Origin of the sequence: Nonomuraea salmonea (assembly GCF_042428605.1) — a bacterium.
In the GTDB taxonomy this organism is placed as follows: domain Bacteria; phylum Actinomycetota; class Actinomycetes; order Streptosporangiales; family Streptosporangiaceae; genus Nonomuraea; species Nonomuraea salmonea.
On the sequence record NZ_JBHMCF010000002.1, the window covers coordinates 200,766 to 218,627 of the forward strand.

General features: G+C 70.7%; 15 protein-coding genes. 4 read left to right on the plus strand and 11 right to left on the minus strand.

Features of this window, described 5'->3' with window-relative positions; translation table 11 throughout:
• Positions 1-72: 72 nt before the first annotated feature.
• From ACFFR3_RS00930 to ACFFR3_RS00940, 3 genes are read right to left on the minus strand one after another with little or no spacing between them, the layout of a single operon-like run.
• Positions 73-750 (minus strand): hypothetical protein, encoded by a 678-nt coding sequence (locus ACFFR3_RS00930; RefSeq protein WP_345388503.1) that lies wholly within the window; start codon positions 748-750, stop codon positions 73-75.
• Entirely contained in the window at positions 747-1,628 is an 882-nt protein-coding gene (locus tag ACFFR3_RS00935; protein ID WP_345388505.1) for a 5'-methylthioadenosine/S-adenosylhomocysteine nucleosidase family protein, read from the minus strand. Before ACFFR3_RS00935 ends, ACFFR3_RS00930 begins: the two co-directional genes overlap by 4 nt.
• A complete protein-coding gene (locus ACFFR3_RS00940) occupies positions 1,625-3,370 on the minus strand; it encodes an AbeC-like domain-containing protein (protein ID WP_364370864.1) in 1,746 nt (581 codons plus the stop codon). Before ACFFR3_RS00940 ends, ACFFR3_RS00935 begins: the two co-directional genes overlap by 4 nt.
• A gap of 111 nt (positions 3,371-3,481) precedes the next feature.
• Between ACFFR3_RS00940 and ACFFR3_RS00945 the strand changes: the two genes are divergently transcribed.
• The 3 genes from ACFFR3_RS00945 to ACFFR3_RS00955 all read left to right on the plus strand — a co-directional run bounded on the left by ACFFR3_RS00945 (position 3,482) and on the right by ACFFR3_RS00955 (position 5,896).
• Positions 3,482-4,192, plus strand: coding sequence for an NUDIX hydrolase (locus ACFFR3_RS00945; protein ID WP_345388511.1), 711 nt, complete (start codon positions 3,482-3,484; stop codon positions 4,190-4,192).
• 142 nt (positions 4,193-4,334) lie between these two features.
• Positions 4,335-5,171, plus strand: a complete 837-nt coding sequence (locus tag ACFFR3_RS00950) for an alpha/beta fold hydrolase (RefSeq protein ID WP_379482437.1) — start codon at positions 4,335-4,337, stop codon at positions 5,169-5,171.
• Positions 5,172-5,197: 26 nt separating this feature from the next.
• Positions 5,198-5,896 (plus strand): TetR/AcrR family transcriptional regulator, encoded by a 699-nt coding sequence (locus ACFFR3_RS00955; protein WP_364370860.1) that lies wholly within the window; start codon positions 5,198-5,200, stop codon positions 5,894-5,896.
• Here ACFFR3_RS00955 and ACFFR3_RS00960 read toward each other — a convergent pair.
• The 4 genes from ACFFR3_RS00960 to ACFFR3_RS00975 form a co-directional block, all read right to left on the minus strand.
• A complete protein-coding gene (locus tag ACFFR3_RS00960) occupies positions 5,878-8,052 on the minus strand; it encodes a xanthine dehydrogenase family protein molybdopterin-binding subunit (protein WP_364370858.1) in 2,175 nt (724 codons plus the stop codon). The genes ACFFR3_RS00955 and ACFFR3_RS00960 overlap by 19 nt on opposite strands.
• A complete protein-coding gene (locus ACFFR3_RS00965) occupies positions 8,049-9,032 on the minus strand; it encodes an FAD binding domain-containing protein (protein ID WP_364370855.1) in 984 nt (327 codons plus the stop codon). Before ACFFR3_RS00965 ends, ACFFR3_RS00960 begins: the two co-directional genes overlap by 4 nt.
• The gene (locus tag ACFFR3_RS00970) at positions 9,029-9,493 is read right to left on the minus strand and encodes a (2Fe-2S)-binding protein (RefSeq protein ID WP_364371198.1); all 465 of its coding nucleotides are present in this window, start codon (positions 9,491-9,493) and stop codon (positions 9,029-9,031) included. Before ACFFR3_RS00970 ends, ACFFR3_RS00965 begins: the two co-directional genes overlap by 4 nt.
• A 295-nt stretch (positions 9,494-9,788) precedes the next feature.
• Positions 9,789-10,814 (minus strand): alpha/beta hydrolase, encoded by a 1,026-nt coding sequence (locus ACFFR3_RS00975; RefSeq protein ID WP_364370852.1) that lies wholly within the window; start codon positions 10,812-10,814, stop codon positions 9,789-9,791.
• A 105-nt stretch (positions 10,815-10,919) separates the two neighbouring features.
• On the opposite strand from ACFFR3_RS00975, the gene ACFFR3_RS00980 reads away from it, so the two are divergent.
• A complete protein-coding gene (locus ACFFR3_RS00980; protein WP_345388527.1) occupies positions 10,920-11,789 on the plus strand; it encodes a LysR family transcriptional regulator in 870 nt (289 codons plus the stop codon).
• Between the two features lie 149 nt (positions 11,790-11,938).
• Here the strand turns inward: ACFFR3_RS00980 and ACFFR3_RS00985 are convergent, their stop codons facing one another.
• The 4 genes from ACFFR3_RS00985 to ACFFR3_RS01000 are packed head-to-tail and all read right to left on the minus strand — an operon-like array spanning position 11,939 to position 17,862.
• Complete coding sequence (locus ACFFR3_RS00985; RefSeq protein WP_379482438.1) at positions 11,939-14,200, minus strand: phosphodiester glycosidase family protein; 2,262 nt, start codon at positions 14,198-14,200, stop codon at positions 11,939-11,941.
• Between the two features lie 11 nt (positions 14,201-14,211).
• Positions 14,212-15,018, minus strand: a complete 807-nt coding sequence (locus ACFFR3_RS00990; protein ID WP_345388539.1) for a phosphatase — start codon at positions 15,016-15,018, stop codon at positions 14,212-14,214.
• Between the two features lie 4 nt (positions 15,019-15,022).
• A complete protein-coding gene (locus tag ACFFR3_RS00995) occupies positions 15,023-16,144 on the minus strand; it encodes an ABC transporter ATP-binding protein (RefSeq protein ID WP_379482439.1) in 1,122 nt (373 codons plus the stop codon).
• 20 nt (positions 16,145-16,164) lie between these two features.
• Positions 16,165-17,862 carry an ABC transporter permease gene (locus tag ACFFR3_RS01000; protein ID WP_345388542.1) on the minus strand — a complete coding sequence of 566 codons (1,698 nt, stop codon included), beginning with the start codon at positions 17,860-17,862 and terminating at the stop codon, positions 16,165-16,167.

Genomic DNA, 17,862 nt, shown 5'->3' on the forward strand with positions numbered 1-17,862 from the left:
GTCCGCCCTCGCGTATCAACGCATGTTGGCGTAGGAGTCCCGGCGCAGGCCGCCAGATGGTGCGCCAAGCCGTCACCCTCCCAGGTCCGAATTCGCAGGGCTGGTGCGAGCGGAACCGCTGCTCTCCCAGGCGCTGGTGAAGATGCGCAGGGCAAGCCCGTAGAGCAGTCCCGGTGGTCGCGCAACCAGACAGGGTGAGTTACGACCGTGTTCGGTCTCGTCGTAGAGCGTTATGTACGCGACTTCGTCGGTCAGAATGATGCGATACAGGTTCGGCATGTCGTAGAAGCGCAACTCGACGACGTCCATGTGCTGCGCTGCTTCCCGCACGTACTCCGCGTTGTTGCGCACCTGCTCGAGCAACATACCGGGCCGTAGCCCCCGGTCGAAGCGACGGAGCGACTCCTCTCGCCTGACCAGCCAGGAGCCCGGCCGGGGGTCGGGCAGCAGCACCTTCACCGCATCGAGGGGGCGTACCGCGCCTGACCAGATCGGGGCGAAGGCGTCCCGCGTGAGCTCGTTGCCGCGGCCGGTGAGCACGCAAATCCACCGAGCACGGGCCAGGTCGGTAGCCAATTCGTCCGCCGCCCGCCGCTGCTGGCGGTACAGCTTGCGCACCCCCAACCCGGAATAGTGCGAGAGTACAGCGACGGCCCAGTCGCGGGCACGGGCAGAGAGAACCCATCCCACCGCGACGGAGAGTGCTGTCGCCGCCATCGAGCTGACCACTCCCAGGGTGAAGTCGTTCATCGCTTGGTCTTGAGGTAAGGCAGCAGACGACGCAGGACTTGAGCGGCGTGCCAAGCCGCGACTTGCTGAGGTGTGTCGGACTTGTGCTGATCGGCGTGGTCGGAGATGCCACGTATGACCATCCACCGATGGTGGCGTCCCGAGGCGGCTGAGCGTTCGTGGCAAGCTTGTCCGAGACCACCCGCTTCCATGTCAACGGCAAGGATCTTGTCGTTGAACGATGCCAGGAACGCGATCTCGACGGCGTCCTCGTCCGCGATGACCGCTTCCCCTGACCCGATGGGGCCCGCATGCACAGCCGGCGATCGCGACGTTCCCTCAGGATCTACGATCGTCAGCTGGTGAGACGCATCGAGATCGGCCAGGAAGGTGTTGATCGCATGGCCGACGCCAGCGGGCACCGGCCGCGTCTGACCGCGGCGATGAGTGCCGGAGGGCGTGACCTTGCGCAAGTCGTAGTAGACCATTTCCGTGGCCAGGATCACGTCACCGATGGCCACGGACTTGTGGATACCTCCACCGATCCCCACCAGCACCGTGACCTCAGGGTCGAAGGCTTCGACAAGGTTGGCGTATGCGGCCATGGCCGAGCGTTGTCCCTGTTCGAGAGTCATGGTGGCGGCCACCGTCACTCCGTCCACGACCGCCCGGTAGAACGTGAGATCTCCGACGCGATCCCTGCGCAGGCCGAGTGCGGCCTGCACGGCCCGGGTCTCCAGCGGCAGGATGGTGATCACGCCCACCTGGGCGCGCTCCGCGGCTTCGTCGCGAGACGCTCCGGCGGTCCGTACCACCTTGGCGTTGCTGCCCACCGCCGAGTCGCGCACAGTCATGGTGCCGCCGTAGTTCAGGATGCCGTCGACGTGCAGCCGGCTCACGATGATTCACCGTCCTTTTGGTCGTTGGGCTCCTGTTGCTGATCGGACCCGTACTGATTGGTCCGGGAGGCGTTCTTGCCGATGGCCGAGTCACGGATCTCCATTCGGCCCATGTTGAGAACCGTTGCACTGATGATCAGCTGCGCCCGCTTCTTGAACTCGGAGGTGTCCACACCGTGGTCCTCCAGGAATTTCTCCGTCGCCCATAACAGCCGCTGCTCGATGATCTTCATCAGGCCGAGAATCTCGGCGCGGTCGTGCTCGGCATCTTGCCAGGGGGTGGCGCGATCCTCGCGCACTCGATGAGCCGTCCCGACGGCCGACCCTCTGCGCGGCAGGACCGTCCAGTCGACGCGGGCCAGCAACCAGGCCAGGAGCAGCCGAGGCACACCGGCGATGCGCCGCATGGCCAGAATCTCGTCCGGCAGGCGCAGGACCGCTTTGAGTCCCTCCCGCACCACCGACACCCATCCTCTTTCGCCGTAGTGATCGAGGATTTCGTACTCTCTGGGTAGCCGGGTCAGGGCACAGGCCGCGAAGTCGAGACAGAGCGTTCTGGCCTTGATCGTGACGCGGACGAACACCGTCACGACCACCTCACCGGTCGGCGACGTGGAGATCTCCAGGAAGTGGTGAAAGGGACCGTAGGGGTTATTGATTATCTTCCTGCGCTCGTCCGGATCGAGCGAGCGTCGCAGGCGGTCCCGATCCTTGGACAGGACCATCTCCTCTACGTAGATGCGATCCCCGATGCTGAGACCCGGCAGCGAGGTCGGCTCGTTTTCCCCACCGACCTCCTCTACAGCCTTGTGCAGCACGTCCACCAGCATGTCCGGCTCGAAGTCACGGACGCTTTCCTCGGCTTCGGGCGCTTCCGCCTCCGGGAGCAGGGGCACGATGAGCGGTGGAAGCCACTTGTGCACGAGCTCGCCCGCGCCGACGAAGATGTCCTGCGGATCTTCGAAGTAGTCGGCCGTCAAACGCAGGCGGATACCGTCCTCGTCCTCGTCGTCTTCCTCGCTTTTCGTTACAGGCCGCCGGTAAATCGCGTACTCGGACTCCTGCTGTTCCCTGATGCGTTTCATGCGCTGGCTCATCCGTCCGAAACCCAACGAGTCGGAGACCCACATGCGGTTGGCACCCAGCCGTCGGCCTGCGGCCGCGGTGAACGCGAAGAGGGCCAGCGCGGCGATGAGCGCCACCGCCATGCGGAGCACGCTCTCGATGGACTGATATTGCAGCCCCGTCATCAGAAGGGGGGTGACGATGAGCGCTGCACACGCTATGAACAGCAGTCTCACTTCGCGTCGCAGTTCCTCCAGCCCGCGCTTGTGCCGGCGGTATCGCCTGCGGTGCAGGAAGTGGTCGACTGCCTCCAGCGCCTGCCGTCGCCCGACCGCGGGCAGCGTACGAGCCAGGCGCCGCACAGCCAGCCAGAGCAGCAGGATGCACACCACCGTGAGGGCAAGCGCGGGCAGGACCAGCCATGCCCCGACGAACACCGAGAGAAATCCGAGCCGCTCGCAGACCTCCAGCATCAGCGCACGCTTGGCGTGCGCAACAACAGGCACCAGATCGAAGCCGTACGAAGGCGCCACGCGATGAGCGGGGTCGAGCAGCACCCGCCAGATCACCGAGTCGCGAAAGTCCCGGTCGAAGTAGACGCCGGCACACAGTTGCCGGGTGGCTTTACCCCGTGGATGAGCAGGTCGCCGCCCAGGTGAATCCGCACCGTTGGCCATGTGGCCCCTATCTCCTGCTGAGTTTAGGTAGCTATGACCTTAAGTCCGCAACCATATAAGGTCAAGATGACCTAAAGGGAGAGAGTCTTGTCACGCGAGCACCAAGTGGGGATGAAGGTCACTGTCGACCTCGTCATCCTCACCATTCGGGACGACGAACTACATGTTCTCCTCATCGAACGCGGAAATGAACCGTACAGAGGCTGCCAGGCTCTCCCCGGCGGTTTCCTACGGCCCGGTGAGACCCTTGAGCACGCCGCCCGGCGCGAACTCGAGGAGGAGACGGGCCTGGACGCGGCCCTACTGCATCTGGAACAACTTCGCGCCTACAGCGAACCGAATCGCGACCCTCGGGGACGCGTGATCACCATGGCCTTCCTGGCACTCGGCCCCGACCTGCCGATTCCCCAGGCCGGCACGGATGCCGCGAAGGCCGCGTGGGCGCCGGTGTCGTCGGTCCTGCCCGAGCCCGATCTGCTGGCCTTCGACCACCTGACCATCCTTCGCGACGCGTTGGAGCGAGCCCGGTCGCAACTGGAGTACACGACGGTGGCCACCGCATTCTGCCCCGAACCGTTCACCATCTCCGACCTGCGAAAGGTCTATGAGACCGTATGGGGGCTCAAACTCGACCCAAGCAATTTCCGTCGCAAGGTCACCCGCGCCGACCAGTTCTTGGAGGCCACAGGGGAACGGCGGTTCACTGAGCCAGGTCGTCCCGCCCCCCTCTACCGCCGCGGCCCCGCCCAGCTTCTGCACCCGCCGCTGCTACGCGAGGGGCACCTCGCCCGACGCCACACGACCACTTCTGCCCTGCGCTAGTCTCCGCGAGGCGCGCGTGGGGCGGGCAGTATGGATCGCGAGGCCGTTCCGCGTGGCGCCGGGGAAGTCGCCGTTGCGGTTCTTCAGGCCGTCGAACTCCTGTGCCCCATAAGCCTGCAGACGTCACCCCCAGGGAGCGTTCATGTCCACGCTGGTATTGGTTCATGGTTTCTGGCACGGCTCCTGGTGCTGGAGCGAGGTCATCCCCCACCTGGTCGCCGCGGGGCGGACGGCCGTCGCCGTGGACCTGGCGGGGCACGGGCTCTATGCGCGCCGTCCCCGGTGGCTCACCGAGCGGCCCTGCGATCGCGCGGCGGTCGCCGCCGAGGTGTCGCCCGTCGCGGACGTGAGCCTGGACGGCGCGGCCGCGTTGCTGACGGAGCAGGTCAAGCGGATCGGCCGGGGTGAGCCGGTCACGGTGGTCGCCCACAGCGCGGCGGGGCCGGTGCTGACGCGGGTGGCCGAGCAGGCGCCCGAGCTGGTGGCGCATGCCCTGTATGTCACGGCGTACATGCCGGCGTCGGACACGCCGGCGGTGGCCTACACGCGGATTCCGGAGGCCGCGGGCGATCAGGTCGCGCCCCTGCTGCGGGGGGATCCGGCCGAGATCGGCGCGCTGCGGCTGGACCTCGCCACCGATGACCCGGCCTACCGGCGGGGGCTGCGGGAGGCGTTCTACGGTGACGTGGATCCGGTGCTCGCCGACGCCGCCACCGGGCTGCTGACCCCGGACGGGCCGCTCGGGATCATGCTGGGCACCACCACGCTGACCCGGGCGGGCTGGGGGTCGGTGCCGCGGACGTACGTCCTCTGCGCCGAGGACCAGGCGATCCAGCCGGCCGTGCAGAGGAGGTTCGTCGCCGAGGCGGACGCGGCGTTCCCCGGCGACCCGATGTCCGTCGTCTCGCTCGACGCCTCCCATTCGCCGTTCCTGTCCATGCCCGGCCGGCTGGCCGAGGTGATCGTCCGAAACGGTTGATAGCGGATTTCTGTTATCGTTGATACATGGCTGATCGGGAAGAGGTTCGCCAGCGCATCATCGACGCCACCACCCAGTTGCTGCGCGACAAGGGCCGCGAAGGGGTGACCACGCGTACGGTAAGCGCGGCGGCCGGTGTGCAGGCGCCCACGCTCTACCGCCTGTTCACCGACATGAACGGGCTGCTCGAAGCGGTCGCCGCCGACGGGTTCGCCCGCTATCTCGCGAGCAAGGACAGGCAGGAGCCCTCCGGCGACCCCGTGGACGACCTGCGCCGCGGCTGGGACAACCACGTCGGCTTCGGCCTGGAGAACCCCGAGCAGTACATGCTCATGTTCGGCCGCCAGACCCCCGACGCCCACCGGCGCAGCACCGAGCGGTCGATGGAGAAGCTGCGCCTGCTGATCGAGCGCATCGCCGCCGCCGGCCGGCTCACCGTCGGCGTACGCACCGCGATGGACATGATCCACGCGGCGAGCGTCGGCTGCACGCTCAACCTCATCCGCACCCCGCAGGAGCAGCGCGACCCGGCCCTGCCCGGCCGTCTGCGCGAGGCGGTGCTGGCGGCGATCACCACGGAGACGCCGACCGGCCCGCCGAGCGTGGCTCAGCGGGCCGTGGGGTTGACGGCCGTCCTCGACGACGTGCCGGGTCTTTACACGCCGGGCGAGCGGGCCCTGCTGGACGAGCTGCTCGACAGGGCCGCTCAGAGCAGCTTGTCCTGAGTGAAGGGCACGTCCCTGAGCCGCCGGCCGATGGCGTGGTAGATGGCGTTGCCGATGGCAGCGGGCACCCCGGTCCCCGGCGTCTCGCCGAAGCCGCGGATCCCGGTCAGCTCGGCGTTCGGCTCCTCAGGGTCCACGAAGAGCGCCTCCACCGACGGCACGTCCGCGCAGACGGGCACGAGGTACGTCGACAGGTTCGGGTTGACGACCCGCGCGGTGTTCGGGTCCACCATCGTGTGCTCCATCAGCGCGAACCCGATCCCCCACGTCACCCCGCCGATGACCTGCCCGCGCGCGGTCCTGCGGTTGAGCACCCGGCCCAGGTCGTACGCGGCCACCACCCGCGACACCCGCAGCCGCCCCAGCCGTGGGTGGATGCGCACCTCGAGGAACACCGCGCCGAACGCGTGCCCGCCGGTGTTCCTCCTGCTCCCCGTGGCCTCGACGGGCCGGCCGTGGCGGCGCATGACGTCGCGGTAGGTGTCCGTGCGCCCGCGAGCGGACAGGCGGCCGTTCTCGGCCACGACCTCGCCGGCGGGCACGCCGTGCAGCGGTGAGCGCGGGTCGGCGACGGCCAGCGCGATCACGGCCTGCCGCGCCTGCCCCGCCGCCTCGGCCGCCGGGCCCGCCACGCTGGGCATCGTGGCCGACCCGGCGGACAGAGAGGCGGCGGGGTACGCGGTGTCGCCGAGCAGCGTCGTGACGTGCCCGAGCGGCAGGCCGAGCCCTTCCGCGGCGATCTGGGTGAGCACGGTGTAGGTGCCGGTGCCGATCTCCTGGGTCGCGGTCCGCAGCGTCGCCCGCCCGTCGGTGCCGACGGTGAGCCTGGCCTGGGACGGGATGGCGGCGTGGGTGTGGGTCTCGGTGGCCATGCCCCAGCCGACGTACTCGTCGCCGTCCCTGGTGGTGCCCGGCTTGGGCCGGCGCCGTGACCAGCCGAACGCCTCGGCCGCCACCCGGTAGCACTCCAGCAGCCGCTTGCCCGGGTAGGGCGCGGGCGGGTCGGCCTGCTGGTCGACGTCGGTGTGGTTACGTACGCGCAGCTCGACGGGGTCGATGCCGAGCTCGTAGCTCAGCTCGTCCATGGCGGTCTCGAGGCCGAAGTGCGCGGTCGTCTCGGGCGAGCGCATGTAGCTCGACGTGGGCAGGTCGAGGCGGACGCCGAGCTGGCGTACGTGCACGTTCGGGCAGGCGTACAGGCGCACCGCCGACTCGCTGCCGTTGTAGATCGCCTCGTCCACGCGGGTCACCTGGGCCGTCGAGGTGCTCTCGATGGCGGTCAGCCGGCCCTGCCGGTCGGCGCCCAGCCGCAGGTGGTGGCGGTGCTCGGCGCGGTGGCCGTTGGAGGTGTACATCTGCGCGCGCGACAGCACCAGCCGCACGGGCCGGCCGCAGAGCTCCGCCACCGCCGCGGTGAGCAGGGTGTGCGGGTACGTGGGGCCCTTGGCGCCGAACCCGCCGCCCAGGTAGGGCGAGACGACCCTGACCTTCTCCGCCGGCTGGTCGAACCCGAACGCGGTCGCGACGGCGTCCCGCGCGAACACCACGCCCTGGGTGCTCTCGTAGAGGGTCAGGGTGCCGTTCTCCCAGACGGCGGTGGTGGTGTGCGGCTCGATCGGGTTGTGGTGGTGCATCGGGCTGCTGTACGTCCGGTCGACGCGTACCGGTGCCTGTTCGAACGCGGCGGCGGCGTCACCCCTGGCGATCTCGTTGGGCCGGTCGCGGAACCGCTCGGGCAGGAACGCCTCGCCGAGCACGTCCGCCATCCGGACGACCGGCTCCTCGGCCCGGTAGCGCACCTTCACCAGCGCGGCCCCCTCCTGGGCCTGCTCCAGGGTCTCGGCCACGACGTACGCGACCGGCTGCCCCTGCTGGTGCACCCGCGTGTCCTGCATAGGGATGAACCGCCGGTTGTACGGAAAATTCGGCAAATTGAGCCGCCGCAGGTCCGCGTGCGTGTAGACCGCGACCACGCCCGGATGCGCCAGCGCCGCCCGGCCGTCGATCTCCAGCACCTCGCCACGCGCGATCGTGCTCATCACCAGCGCGCCGTGCAGCACACCGGACACCTCCTGGTCAGCGGCGTAACGGGCGGCGCCGGTGACCTTCGCCCGGCCGTCCACCCGCGCCACGCCCTTGCCCACCAGCCCGCTCATCGCAGCCCTCCCAGCTCACCGAGGATGCTCACCAGCGCCCGCTGGACGAGCTCGACCTTGAACGCGTTCCCCTCGTACGGCTTCGCGTCCGCGACCAGGAGCCGGCCCGCCTCCTGGATCGCCTGCGGGGTGAGCGGACGGCCCCGCAGCGCCGCCTCGACCCGGGTGTCCCGCCACGGGCGGGTGCCCACGCCGCCGAACGCCAGCCGTACGTCCCGCACCACGCCGCCCCTCGTCCGCAGCGCGGCGGCCACCGACACCACCGCGAACTCGAACGTGGCCCGGTCGCGCAGCTTCAGGTAACGCGACCGCCCGGCGAGGTCCGTGCGGGGCACGTCGACCCGGGTGATCAGCTCGCCGGGACGCATGGCCGTCTCCTGGTCAGGAGTGGACCCGGGCAGGAGGTAGAAGTCGGCGATGGGGACCGCGCGCTCGCCACCGGGGCCGAGCAGGTGCACGGTCGCCTCCAGCGCGGTCAGCGCCACCGCCAGGTCGGAGGGGTGGGTGGCGATGCAGTGGTCGCTGCCCCCGAGGACGGCGTGCGGCCTGTTCTGACCGGTGATGGCGGGGCAGCCGCTGCCGGGCACCCGCTTGTTGCAGGCCGAGCCGGCGTCGCGGAAGTATCCGCACCTGGTGCGCTGCAACAGGTTCCCGCCGATCGAGGCCATGTTGCGCACCTGCGGGGACGCCGAGGCCAGCAGCGCCTCCGACAGCACGGGGAACTCTTCGCGCACCCCGGCGTGCTCGGCGACCTGCCGCATCCTGGCCGCCGCTCCGATGCGCAGCGCGCCGGAGCGGGCGGTGATGGAGGCGAGGTTCAGCCGGTTGACGTCGATGAGGTGGTCGTGGGCCTCGGCGCCGTCACGCATGAGGTTGAGCAGGTCCGTGCCGCCCGCCACGTACGTCGCGTTGGGGGTGCTCGTCGCGGCCCGCACCGCGCCGGCCGGGTCGCGGGCTACGGTGTAGCCGAAGGCCCTCATCGCCGCACCTCCTTCGCGGCGTCGGCGACGGCGGCCACGATGTTCTGGTAGGCCGCGCACCGGCACAGGTTCCCGCTCATCCACTCGCGGATCTCCGTCTCGGAACCCGCGTGCCCCTCGTCGATGCAGGCCACCGCCGACATGATCTGGCCGGGCGTGCAGGCGCCGCACTGGAAGGCGTCGTGCTTGATGAACGCCTCCTGCACCGGGTGCAGCTCGTCGCCCCGCGCCAGCCCCTCCACCGTGGTGATCTCGGCCCCCTGCCGCATCACCGCCAGCGTCAGGCACGACTTGACCCGCTCGCCGTCCACCAGCACCGTGCAGGCCCCGCACTCGCCGCGGTCGCAGCCCTTCTTGGTGCCGGTCAGGCCGAGCCGCTCGCGTAACGCGTCCAGCAAGGTCACCCGCGGCTCCAGGACGACCGTGCGCGCCCGGCCGTTGACGGTCATCTCGATCTCCATCGTCGTGCCGGGCGCGGCGGCGGCGTGTGCCGGGGCGGGGAACGCGATGCCGCTCCCCGCCACCGCCGCGGCGGCCGCGGTCACGGCGGCGCCCTTGATCACCGTGCGGCGGGTGTGCAGGGACGGGTCGAGCAGGGCTTCCGTACGTTTCTCCGGTGGTTCGTGCGGGTCGAAGGTGGATCTGCTGCCGTGGTCGTTCATCGCGCTCCCTCCCCAGACATGTAAGCACTGAAAACGCTATTTCGTTATCGGTGCTTACGTCAAGAGGTGCTAACGGCAGCGTGTTAGCAGCGATTCAGCTCATGTGGGACGCGAACCACTCCAGCATCGGCTGCGGCCGCCGCTGGAACTCCAGGTAGCCGTCGAAGCGGCGGTTCGTGCCGCGTACCCATTGGAGCCTCTTGTCGGCGACCGGGATGTTGTCGAACATCGCCTGCACGTCGCTCGGATGCGTGAGCGTGTCGTCGTGCACCTGGTACAGGAACGTCGGAACCCGCACCCCCTTCGCCCACTCCCGCGGCTGCCGTGCCGCGAACGGGATGCCGGTCCGCAGCACCACCAGCCGCTCCAGCTCGTCGATGCGATCGGCCGGCACCCCTGCCATGACCAGCCGCCGCGCCATGATGACCTCCATGGTGACCGGCTGCGGCCCCACCAGGCAGCGCACGCCCTCGAACGCCCGCGGCTCCCTGCTCATCGCGTGGAACGTCGAACTGCAGCCCAGGCAGCGGCTGAACAGCCCGATCCGCATGCCCTTGGTGTCGCGGCGCTCGCGCGCGTACCGGAGCGAGCCGAGCACGTCACGCGACTCGAAGATCCCGCTGGAGGCGATGCCGCCGTTGGCGGCGCCGCTGAGGCCGGAGTTGCGCAGATCGTAGGCGAGCACGTTGTAGCCGGCGTCGTGCAGGATCTTGTAGTCGGGCACGAGATCCACCTCGATGTCGTTGCCACTGGAGCTCCAGATCGACGTCCACGGCTCCAGATGGCCGGGCAGCCCCGACCGGTTGAACCCCATCGGATGGTTGGCGATGATCAGCCGGTCGGAGCCACGGGCGGGGATGAACCAGCCCTCGATGGGCACGCCGTCGATCGCCTGAAAGGTGACGTCCTCGTAGTCGAGGCCCTGCTCCGCCGGCGTGTGCATGATCGGCGAGCGGAGCTGCTGGCCGAACGCGTCGGCCATCTGCCGCAGGATCTCGTCCTCGCCGGGCGCGGCCGCCGCCGTCGTGCCGGCGAGGAGGGGGACGGCCGACAGCCCGGCCGCCGTTCTGAGCACGGCGCGGCGCGTCGTCGCGGACACGTGGTTCTCGCTTCTTCTCATGGCTCCCATGGTCGGGAGAGCCCGCCCGCGCGGTCCAAAGCCTGTGCGGCATCCTCATACGCCCGAGGCATCACCCGACGTCAGGCCCGGAGCTATGCTGCAGGCATGGCCGAGTCAGAGCCGGATCTCGACTTACGATCAGTGCGCTACTTCACCGTCGTCGCCGAGCACCGGCACTTCGGCCGGGCCGCGCAGGCCCTGCACATCACCCAGCCCTCGCTGAGCCGCCAGATCCGCGCGCTCGAACGCCGGCTCGGCACTCCCCTGCTCGACCGCACCCCGCACGGCACCCGGCTCACCGAGGCCGGCGAGGTGTTCCTGCCGCGCGCCAAGGCGTTGTTGCGGTCATCGGCGCAGGCGGTGTCCGCCACCCGCGCCGCGGCCCGTCCCCGCAGGATCGCGATCGGGCACACCCTGCACGTGCCCGTCCTGCCCGCCGTACGCGAGTTGCGCCACCGCCATCCCGACGCCGACGTCCGCGTGGTGCAGCTGGCCTGGAACGAACCGCGCGCCGCGCTGCTGGAGCGCCGGGTGGACGCGGCGGTGTGCCGCCTCCCGCTCCGCGACGCCGGCCTCCAGGTGACGCTCCTGTACGACGAGCCGCGCGTCGTCCTCGTCGCCCGCGACCACCGCCTGGCCGGCAAGGACCACGTGACCCTCGACGACCTCGACGGCGAACCCATCCCCCGCCTGCCCGACCCGCTGTGGAACGCGTACTGGCGCCTGGTCCACCGCGCGGACGGCCCGCTCGTGGAGTCGCCCGAGGAGAAGTTCGAGATCGTCGCCGCCGGCCAGGCCGTGGCCATCGTCTCCGCCGGCCTGCGCGCGGACCACCCGGGCGTCACCAGCGTCCCCCTGGACGGCGTGCCGCCGAGCCAGGTGGCACTCGCGACGCGAGCCGGCGACGACAATCCCCTGCTCACCCCGCTCCGCGAGTCCGCCCTGCTCCGCCTCACCGGCCGGCACGGTGGGTGAGGCGGAGCGCGGTGGCGGTGACGGCCTGGAGACCCATGATGACCGCCAGCGTGACGGGCTCCTGGACGTTGAGCACGCCTCGATCGCACCGTGCGGGTCGAGTGCATGCCTGGGCGCGGCGACCGATCGGTCGCCGCGTCCAGGTGGGGTCAGCCGGCGGCCACGGCGGTCAGTTCGTCCAGGACCAGCGTGCCGGTGTAGCGGGCGTCGGGGTTGATCTCGTTGAAGAAGATGCGGCGCAGGCTCACCGGGTACGCCATGCCGTCCGGCACGTCGTACGTGATCTGCTGCCACCCGGGTTCGGTGATGAAGGCGGGTTCGATCGTGTGCAGGGTGCCGTTGCGGTCGACGACCTCCAGGCGGGTCCGCTGGTCGTGGCCCTCCGACCGCACCCACAGCTTGAACGCCGTCGGCTGGCCGGCCACCGGGAGGAGGTTGGCGGACGGCCAGATGCCGACGCCGCGCGTCTCGGTGCTCTGGGTGAAGTCGTAGTCCAGCTTCAGCCCGTTCCCGGCGTGACCGTCGGGGGTGGAGGAGGCGGTGCCGGTGGCGCGCAGGCTCCAGAAGTCCCAGTTCGACGTGTCGTCGAAGGTGTCCACGACGTCCTGGGAGGTTCCGATGCCGACGACCAGCTCGGTCCGCACGCCGCCGGCGGTCACCGTGACGACGTGCTCGCCCTCGGCGGCCTTGGCGGTGACGGTGAACGCGCCGTCGCCGGTCGGGGTCACGTCCAGCGCCGCCTTGTCGTAGGTGAGGCGGACGTCGGCGGGGTCGATGGGGGCGGCGTATCCGGCGGCGTCCGCGCCGTTGACCTCGAAGGTCCCCTGGGCGTCCTTGGTCAGGAGGTTGATGCGGCGGGTGCCGGTCTCCAGGCGGGCCAGCGGGCCGAGCACGGTGAGGCCGATGTCGCCGGCGGCCTTGCCGTGCTTGGCCGTCACGGTCGTCTCACCGGACGCCAGCGCCCGGAAGACGCCGTCGCGGTCCACCCGGCCGACCCGGCCGTTGCCGGCCCGCCACTGCGGCCTGACGTTGCGGGGCTTGTCGGCGGGCCCGTACGTCTCGTCGTACGCGGCCGCCGTCAGCCGGCGGGTGAGCCCGGGGAAGACCCGCTCGGTACGCCACGACGCGGCGGCCTCGGGCCCGGGGAACCGGTCGCGCTCGGTCGCCGTGCTCACCCAGAAGCCCTTGGCCTTGCCGCTGCCCTTGGGCAGGAACATGGCCAGCCCGGTCGGCACGGGACGGGTGCCCGCCGCGTCCGACGGCCGGTTGACGAGGTCCACCTGCTGCTGGCCCGGTTCGCGGACGACGAGCGTGGTCGAGCCGCCGCCGTCGAGGTTGAGCGCGGTGTGCGCCCCCAGCTTCACCATCATCTCGGCCAGCTCGTCCAGCCCGACGCCGCGGGAGAACTCGGGTTGCCGGCCGTCCACCGCGACCAGCCACATCTTGGTCCCGTCGGCGGAGAACCCGACGGCGGTGCGGGGCTCCGGCGTGTTGTTCTCGGGCGGGAGCTGGAGCGGCTTGCCGTCGGCGACGATGAGCTGGCGTCCGCTCACGGCCGCCTTGACCTTCATGTCGCCGGGAGCGCGTACGGCGTAGTCGACGGAGACGGGATCGCCGACCCGCAGCGAGGACAGCGCGTCGGCGCCGGCCTCCCGTCCCACCAGCACGAACGCGCCTTCGGTGATCGCGCCCTCGCGGGGGACGTCCACGACCTCGGTCACGACGCCGTCGCGCACGACCACCTCGATGGTCCGCGCGACGCCCCTGACCGGATGGCAGCGGCAGTAGGTGCCCCAGACCGGGGTGAACATCCCGATCTGGTCCTTGAGCAGCTCGGCCTTGTTGAGCGCGTCCAGGGGGACGGTCCCGCCGGGCAGCTTGACGGTGCCCTCGAAGACGATCTCGCCGATGGCGCCGATCTGGTCCTCGGAGAACATCACCGCGGTCTGGTTCGTCTGCGTCGCCTTCGTGTTGGGCAGCGGCGACTGCAGCAGCTCGCCGTCCTGGACGGCCACGCCCCACGGCGCGCCCGAGGCGGCGATGTCGAAGTAGTCGGCGTTCGTCGCCGCGATGGCGCCCGCTTCGCGCGCCATGTCGAGCAGCGGCCGCCGCGCGGCGACCTGGCCGGGGAACAGCCGCCCGATCTGCACGCCGGCCTTGAGGTCGACGGACATCTGGTACGTCTGCAGCCAGCCGGGCTCCCCGGTGGCGCCGTCGGGCCCGTACAGCTCGACCGTGCTCAGCTCGACGCCGGGAGCGACCGGCTGGGTCTCACGGTAGGTCTCGGTGCGGCCCTCGACGACGACCGCCGCGGCGGCGGGCGGCGGCGTCGCCGCGTACGCCGGGCCGGTCAGGACGAGAGCGAGAGCCGCAGATAACAGGCTCCAGCGCCGCAAACCACGACGGGACATGACCATCCTCCTCAAACAGCGATACCGGCCGCGCGCCGGAGCATGTACGCCGTCACCGGCGCGAACTCGGCGGGCGTGAAGTTGTCCTCGATCGGCAGGACGGGCTCGTGCCGTCCCCTGGCGTGCGCCAGGAACAGGGCGATGTCGTTGGCGTCGGCGATCGACAGCGTGTGCAGGCCGGCCGCGATCGCCGCGCCCGCCATGCCGTGGTCGGCGATGACGAGATCGATCCGCGCGCCGCCGCCGGCCACCGCGGCGATCATGGCCTCCATGTAGTCGGGCCGGTGGGTGTGCAGGATCGCCTCGTCGTGGAAGGCGCACGCGACCCCGCCGAAGAACCGGATCCCGGTCTCGCCGGCGGCGTGGGCCCCGACGGCGCGGTCCAGCCGGTGGTCGTCGAGGACGCGGACGATCCCGTTGCCCGCGTTCCGCAGCGCGCGCGCCAGGTCGGCGTAGTGGTCGAGCAGCCCGGTCGGGTGCCCGGTCGCCAGCAGCACCGTGCCGCCGCCGTCCCGCAGGAAGGGGGCGAGGGCGTCGGCGTGCGCCCTGATGCCGGCCAGCGTGTGCTCGGGCGCGATGTACCCGAGCTCGGGGTCGCCGTCGGTGATGCGGTCGCCGATGCCGGCCTCGACGGCGGCCACGACCTCGTCGATGGCCGCGGTACGCCAGTCCTCCAGGCCGAAGGTGTTGTCCAGGTCTCCCTTGAGCATCTTGTGCGCGTACGCCAGTGACTGCCGGCGGACGGTCCTGATGCCGCCGGACAGTCTCCGCTCGACGAGCAGCTCGCGCAGGTCCGCCTCTTCGTGTGCGATGCCCATGCCGTCAGCTCGCCGCCGCCGCGACGACGGGACGGGCGGCGGCTTCCGGCGGGCGCCACGCGCCCTCGACCCTGGGGAACGCCCGCGCCGCTCCCTCGCCGATGCTCAGCCGCACCTTCGCCCCCGGCGACCAGCCGCTCTGGGCCGAGTGCACGATCACGACCGAGCCGCCGACCTCGACGTAGGTGCGGACGACCGGGCCGAGGAACTGCACGTCGCGGACGACGCCGCGCAGCGCCCCCGCGCCGGGGCCGTCCTCCTCGCTGAGCGACACGTCCTCGGGGCGTACCGACACGTCCACGGGTGAGCCGGGCGAGACGGAGGACGACGTGCTCGCGGGCGTCGCGGGGAGCACCGCTCCCGCGACGTTCACCTCCCACGACTCGTCCGAGCCGCCCGCGTACTCCCCCGCCAGCCAGTTCGTGATGCCGACGAAGTCGGCGACGAACCCGTTGGACGGGGCCAGGTAGATCTCGTGCCCGCTGCCGAGCTGTTCGAGCGAGCCGTCCTTCATGACGGCGATCCGGTCGCCCAGGGCCAGCGCCTCCTCCTGGTCGTGGGTGACGTAGACGATCGTCGTCCCGGTGTCGCGCTGGATCTCGCGCAGCTGGGTGCGCAACTGGATGCGGGTCTTCGCGTCGAGGTTGGACAGCGGCTCGTCCATGAGCAGCACCGACGGCCGGATCGCCAGCGACCGGGCGACCGCGACGCGCTGCTGCTGGCCGCCCGACAGCTCGTTCGGCCGCCGGCCGCCGAGACCCGTGAGGCCGACCAGCTCCAGCGCCTCCTCGGTGCGCCGGGCCCGCTCGTCCTTGGCCAGTTTCTGCGCCTTCAGCCCGAACTCGATGTTCTCCGCGACGGTGAGGTGCGGGAAGATCGCGTAGTCCTGGAACACCATGGACGTCGGCCGCGCGTCGGGGCCGTACCCCGACACGTCCACGCCGTCGATGAGCACGCTCCCGCTGTCCGGCTGGATGAACCCGGCGATCATCCGCAACGTGGTGCTCTTGCCGCACCCGCTGGAGCCGAGGAGGCAGAGGAACTCGCCGCGGCCGACGACGAGGTCGAGGTCGCGTACGGCCGGCACCCCGCCGAACGACTTGCACAACGCCTTCAGTTCGATCATGGAATCTCCATCAGCAGGTGTCACAGGTCGTAGAGCCGCAGCCGGGAGCCGAGGGCGAGCTTCGCGACGGCGAGCCCGGCGAAGCTGACCACCATCAGGCCGGCCGCGACGCCGGTCGCGGCGCCCCACTGGCCGAACTCGGCGAGGTTGACGATGGTGGGCGCGCCCAGGCCGATGCCCGGCGAGGTCAGGAAGATCACGGCACTCAGCGTGTTGATCGCGTGGAGGAACCCGAACACGAGCGACGTGGTGAACGCGCCGCCCAGCAGGGGGAACATGATCTGGACGATGACCCGGGCGCGCGAGGCGCCGAGGTCGGTGGCGGCCTCGTCGATCGACGGGCTGATCTGGTTGATGGTGGTCACCGCGGTCCGGTAGCCGACCGGGATGGCCCGCACGACCATGACCAGCACCAGGATCAGCGCGGTGCCGGTCAGCGCGATCGGCGGCTCGTTGAACGTGAGCAGCCACGAGATGCCGATCATCGTCCCGGGGATCGCCGACGGCAGCACCGCGAGCCCGTCCATCACGCCCCGGCCGAAGACCCGCGTGCGGTGCACGACGTACGCGGCGACCAGCGTGCTGATCGTCGTGATGATCGCCGCCGTGGCGGAGAACAGCGCGGAGTTGCGGATGTCGTCGCCGCGCAGGAGGGCCGTCTGCCAGTGGTCCAGCGTCAGGCTCCAGTCCGCGCCCCACGCCCGGGTGAACGAGCCGACCAGGATGCTCCCGTAGATGAGGATCATCAGGACGCTCACCAGGCCGAGGACGGTGAGCAGGCCGCGCCGCACGGCCGCGGGCAGCGGCGCGGGCGGCAGGCTGCCCGTCTTCCCCGACACGGTGACGGCGGAGCGCCGCGCGAGCACGCGCCGCTGGATCAGGAAGAGGATCAGCGTCGGTACGAACAGCAGCACGCACAGCACCGCCGCCATCCCGAAGTCCTGCCGGCCCACGGCCTGCACGTACGCCTCGACCGACAGCACCTGGTACCCGGCCCCGATGAGGACGGGGTTGCCGAAGTCGGTGATGACGAACATGCCGACGAGCAGCAGCGCGTTCAGGATCGTGGGGAACGCCAGCGGCAGCGTGACCCGGCGGAAGGTCTGGAACCAGGTCCAGCCGAGGTCCCGGCTGGCCCACTCCAGGGTGGAGCCGATGTTCTTCAGCGTCGGCAGCAGGGTCAGCGTGGCCATGGGGAAGAAGGCGAGCGTCTGCACGAGCCAGAGCCCGCCGAGCCCCAGGAGGCTGATGTCGAGACCGAACAGCTCGTGCGTGATCAGGCCGCGCCGCCCGAACAGCAGCAGCACCGCCAGGCCGACGACGAACGGCGGCGAGATCAGCGGGAGCAGGGCCATCACCCGCAGCACGGCCCGGCCCCTGATGTCGGGCCGGCTGAGGGCGTAGGCGAACAGGAAGCCGACCACGGTGGCGCTCAGCGTCGAGGCCACACCGATGACGACGGTGTTCTTCGCGGCCGTCGCCACGCGCGGCTCGGCCAGCCTGCTCCACGCCTCGCCGTCGGGCTCGAACAGCATGGCGACCGTCGGCACGAGGACGAGGAGGAGGAGCAGGCCGGCGACGTAGGCGACGAGCGTGCCCACCGTGATCCGGTCGGCCAGCAGGCGGCGGCGACTGCGCCGCTGCCAGTCAGGCCGGGTCCCGGGGGCCCGCTCGGTCCTTTCTTCCGGTACGACGGTCCGCTGGGTCGTCGAAGGCAC

Bases quoted from the DNA above. Each gene is read 5' to 3' on its own strand.
- ACFFR3_RS00930 (WP_345388503.1), bottom strand. From the start codon at position 750: ATGAACGACTTCACCCTGGGAGTGGTCAGCTCGATGGCGGCGACAGCA.
- ACFFR3_RS00940 (WP_364370864.1), bottom strand. From the start codon at position 3,370: ATGGCCAACGGTGCGGATTCACCTGGGCGGCGACCTGCTCATCCACGG.
- ACFFR3_RS00945 (WP_345388511.1), top strand. From the start codon at position 3,482: ATGAAGGTCACTGTCGACCTCGTCATCCTCACCATTCGGGACGACGAA.
- ACFFR3_RS00950 (WP_379482437.1), top strand. From the start codon at position 4,335: ATGTCCACGCTGGTATTGGTTCATGGTTTCTGGCACGGCTCCTGGTGC.
- ACFFR3_RS00955 (WP_364370860.1), top strand. From the start codon at position 5,198: ATGGCTGATCGGGAAGAGGTTCGCCAGCGCATCATCGACGCCACCACC.
- ACFFR3_RS00960 (WP_364370858.1), bottom strand. From the start codon at position 8,052: ATGAGCGGGCTGGTGGGCAAGGGCGTGGCGCGGGTGGACGGCCGGGCG.
- ACFFR3_RS00965 (WP_364370855.1), bottom strand. From the start codon at position 9,032: ATGAGGGCCTTCGGCTACACCGTAGCCCGCGACCCGGCCGGCGCGGTG.
- ACFFR3_RS00970 (WP_364371198.1), bottom strand. From the start codon at position 9,493: ATGGAGATCGAGATGACCGTCAACGGCCGGGCGCGCACGGTCGTCCTG.
- ACFFR3_RS00975 (WP_364370852.1), bottom strand. From the start codon at position 10,814: ATGAGAAGAAGCGAGAACCACGTGTCCGCGACGACGCGCCGCGCCGTG.
- ACFFR3_RS00980 (WP_345388527.1), top strand. From the start codon at position 10,920: ATGGCCGAGTCAGAGCCGGATCTCGACTTACGATCAGTGCGCTACTTC.
- ACFFR3_RS00985 (WP_379482438.1), bottom strand. From the start codon at position 14,200: ATGTCCCGTCGTGGTTTGCGGCGCTGGAGCCTGTTATCTGCGGCTCTC.
- ACFFR3_RS00990 (WP_345388539.1), bottom strand. From the start codon at position 15,018: ATGGGCATCGCACACGAAGAGGCGGACCTGCGCGAGCTGCTCGTCGAG.
- ACFFR3_RS00995 (WP_379482439.1), bottom strand. From the start codon at position 16,144: ATGATCGAACTGAAGGCGTTGTGCAAGTCGTTCGGCGGGGTGCCGGCC.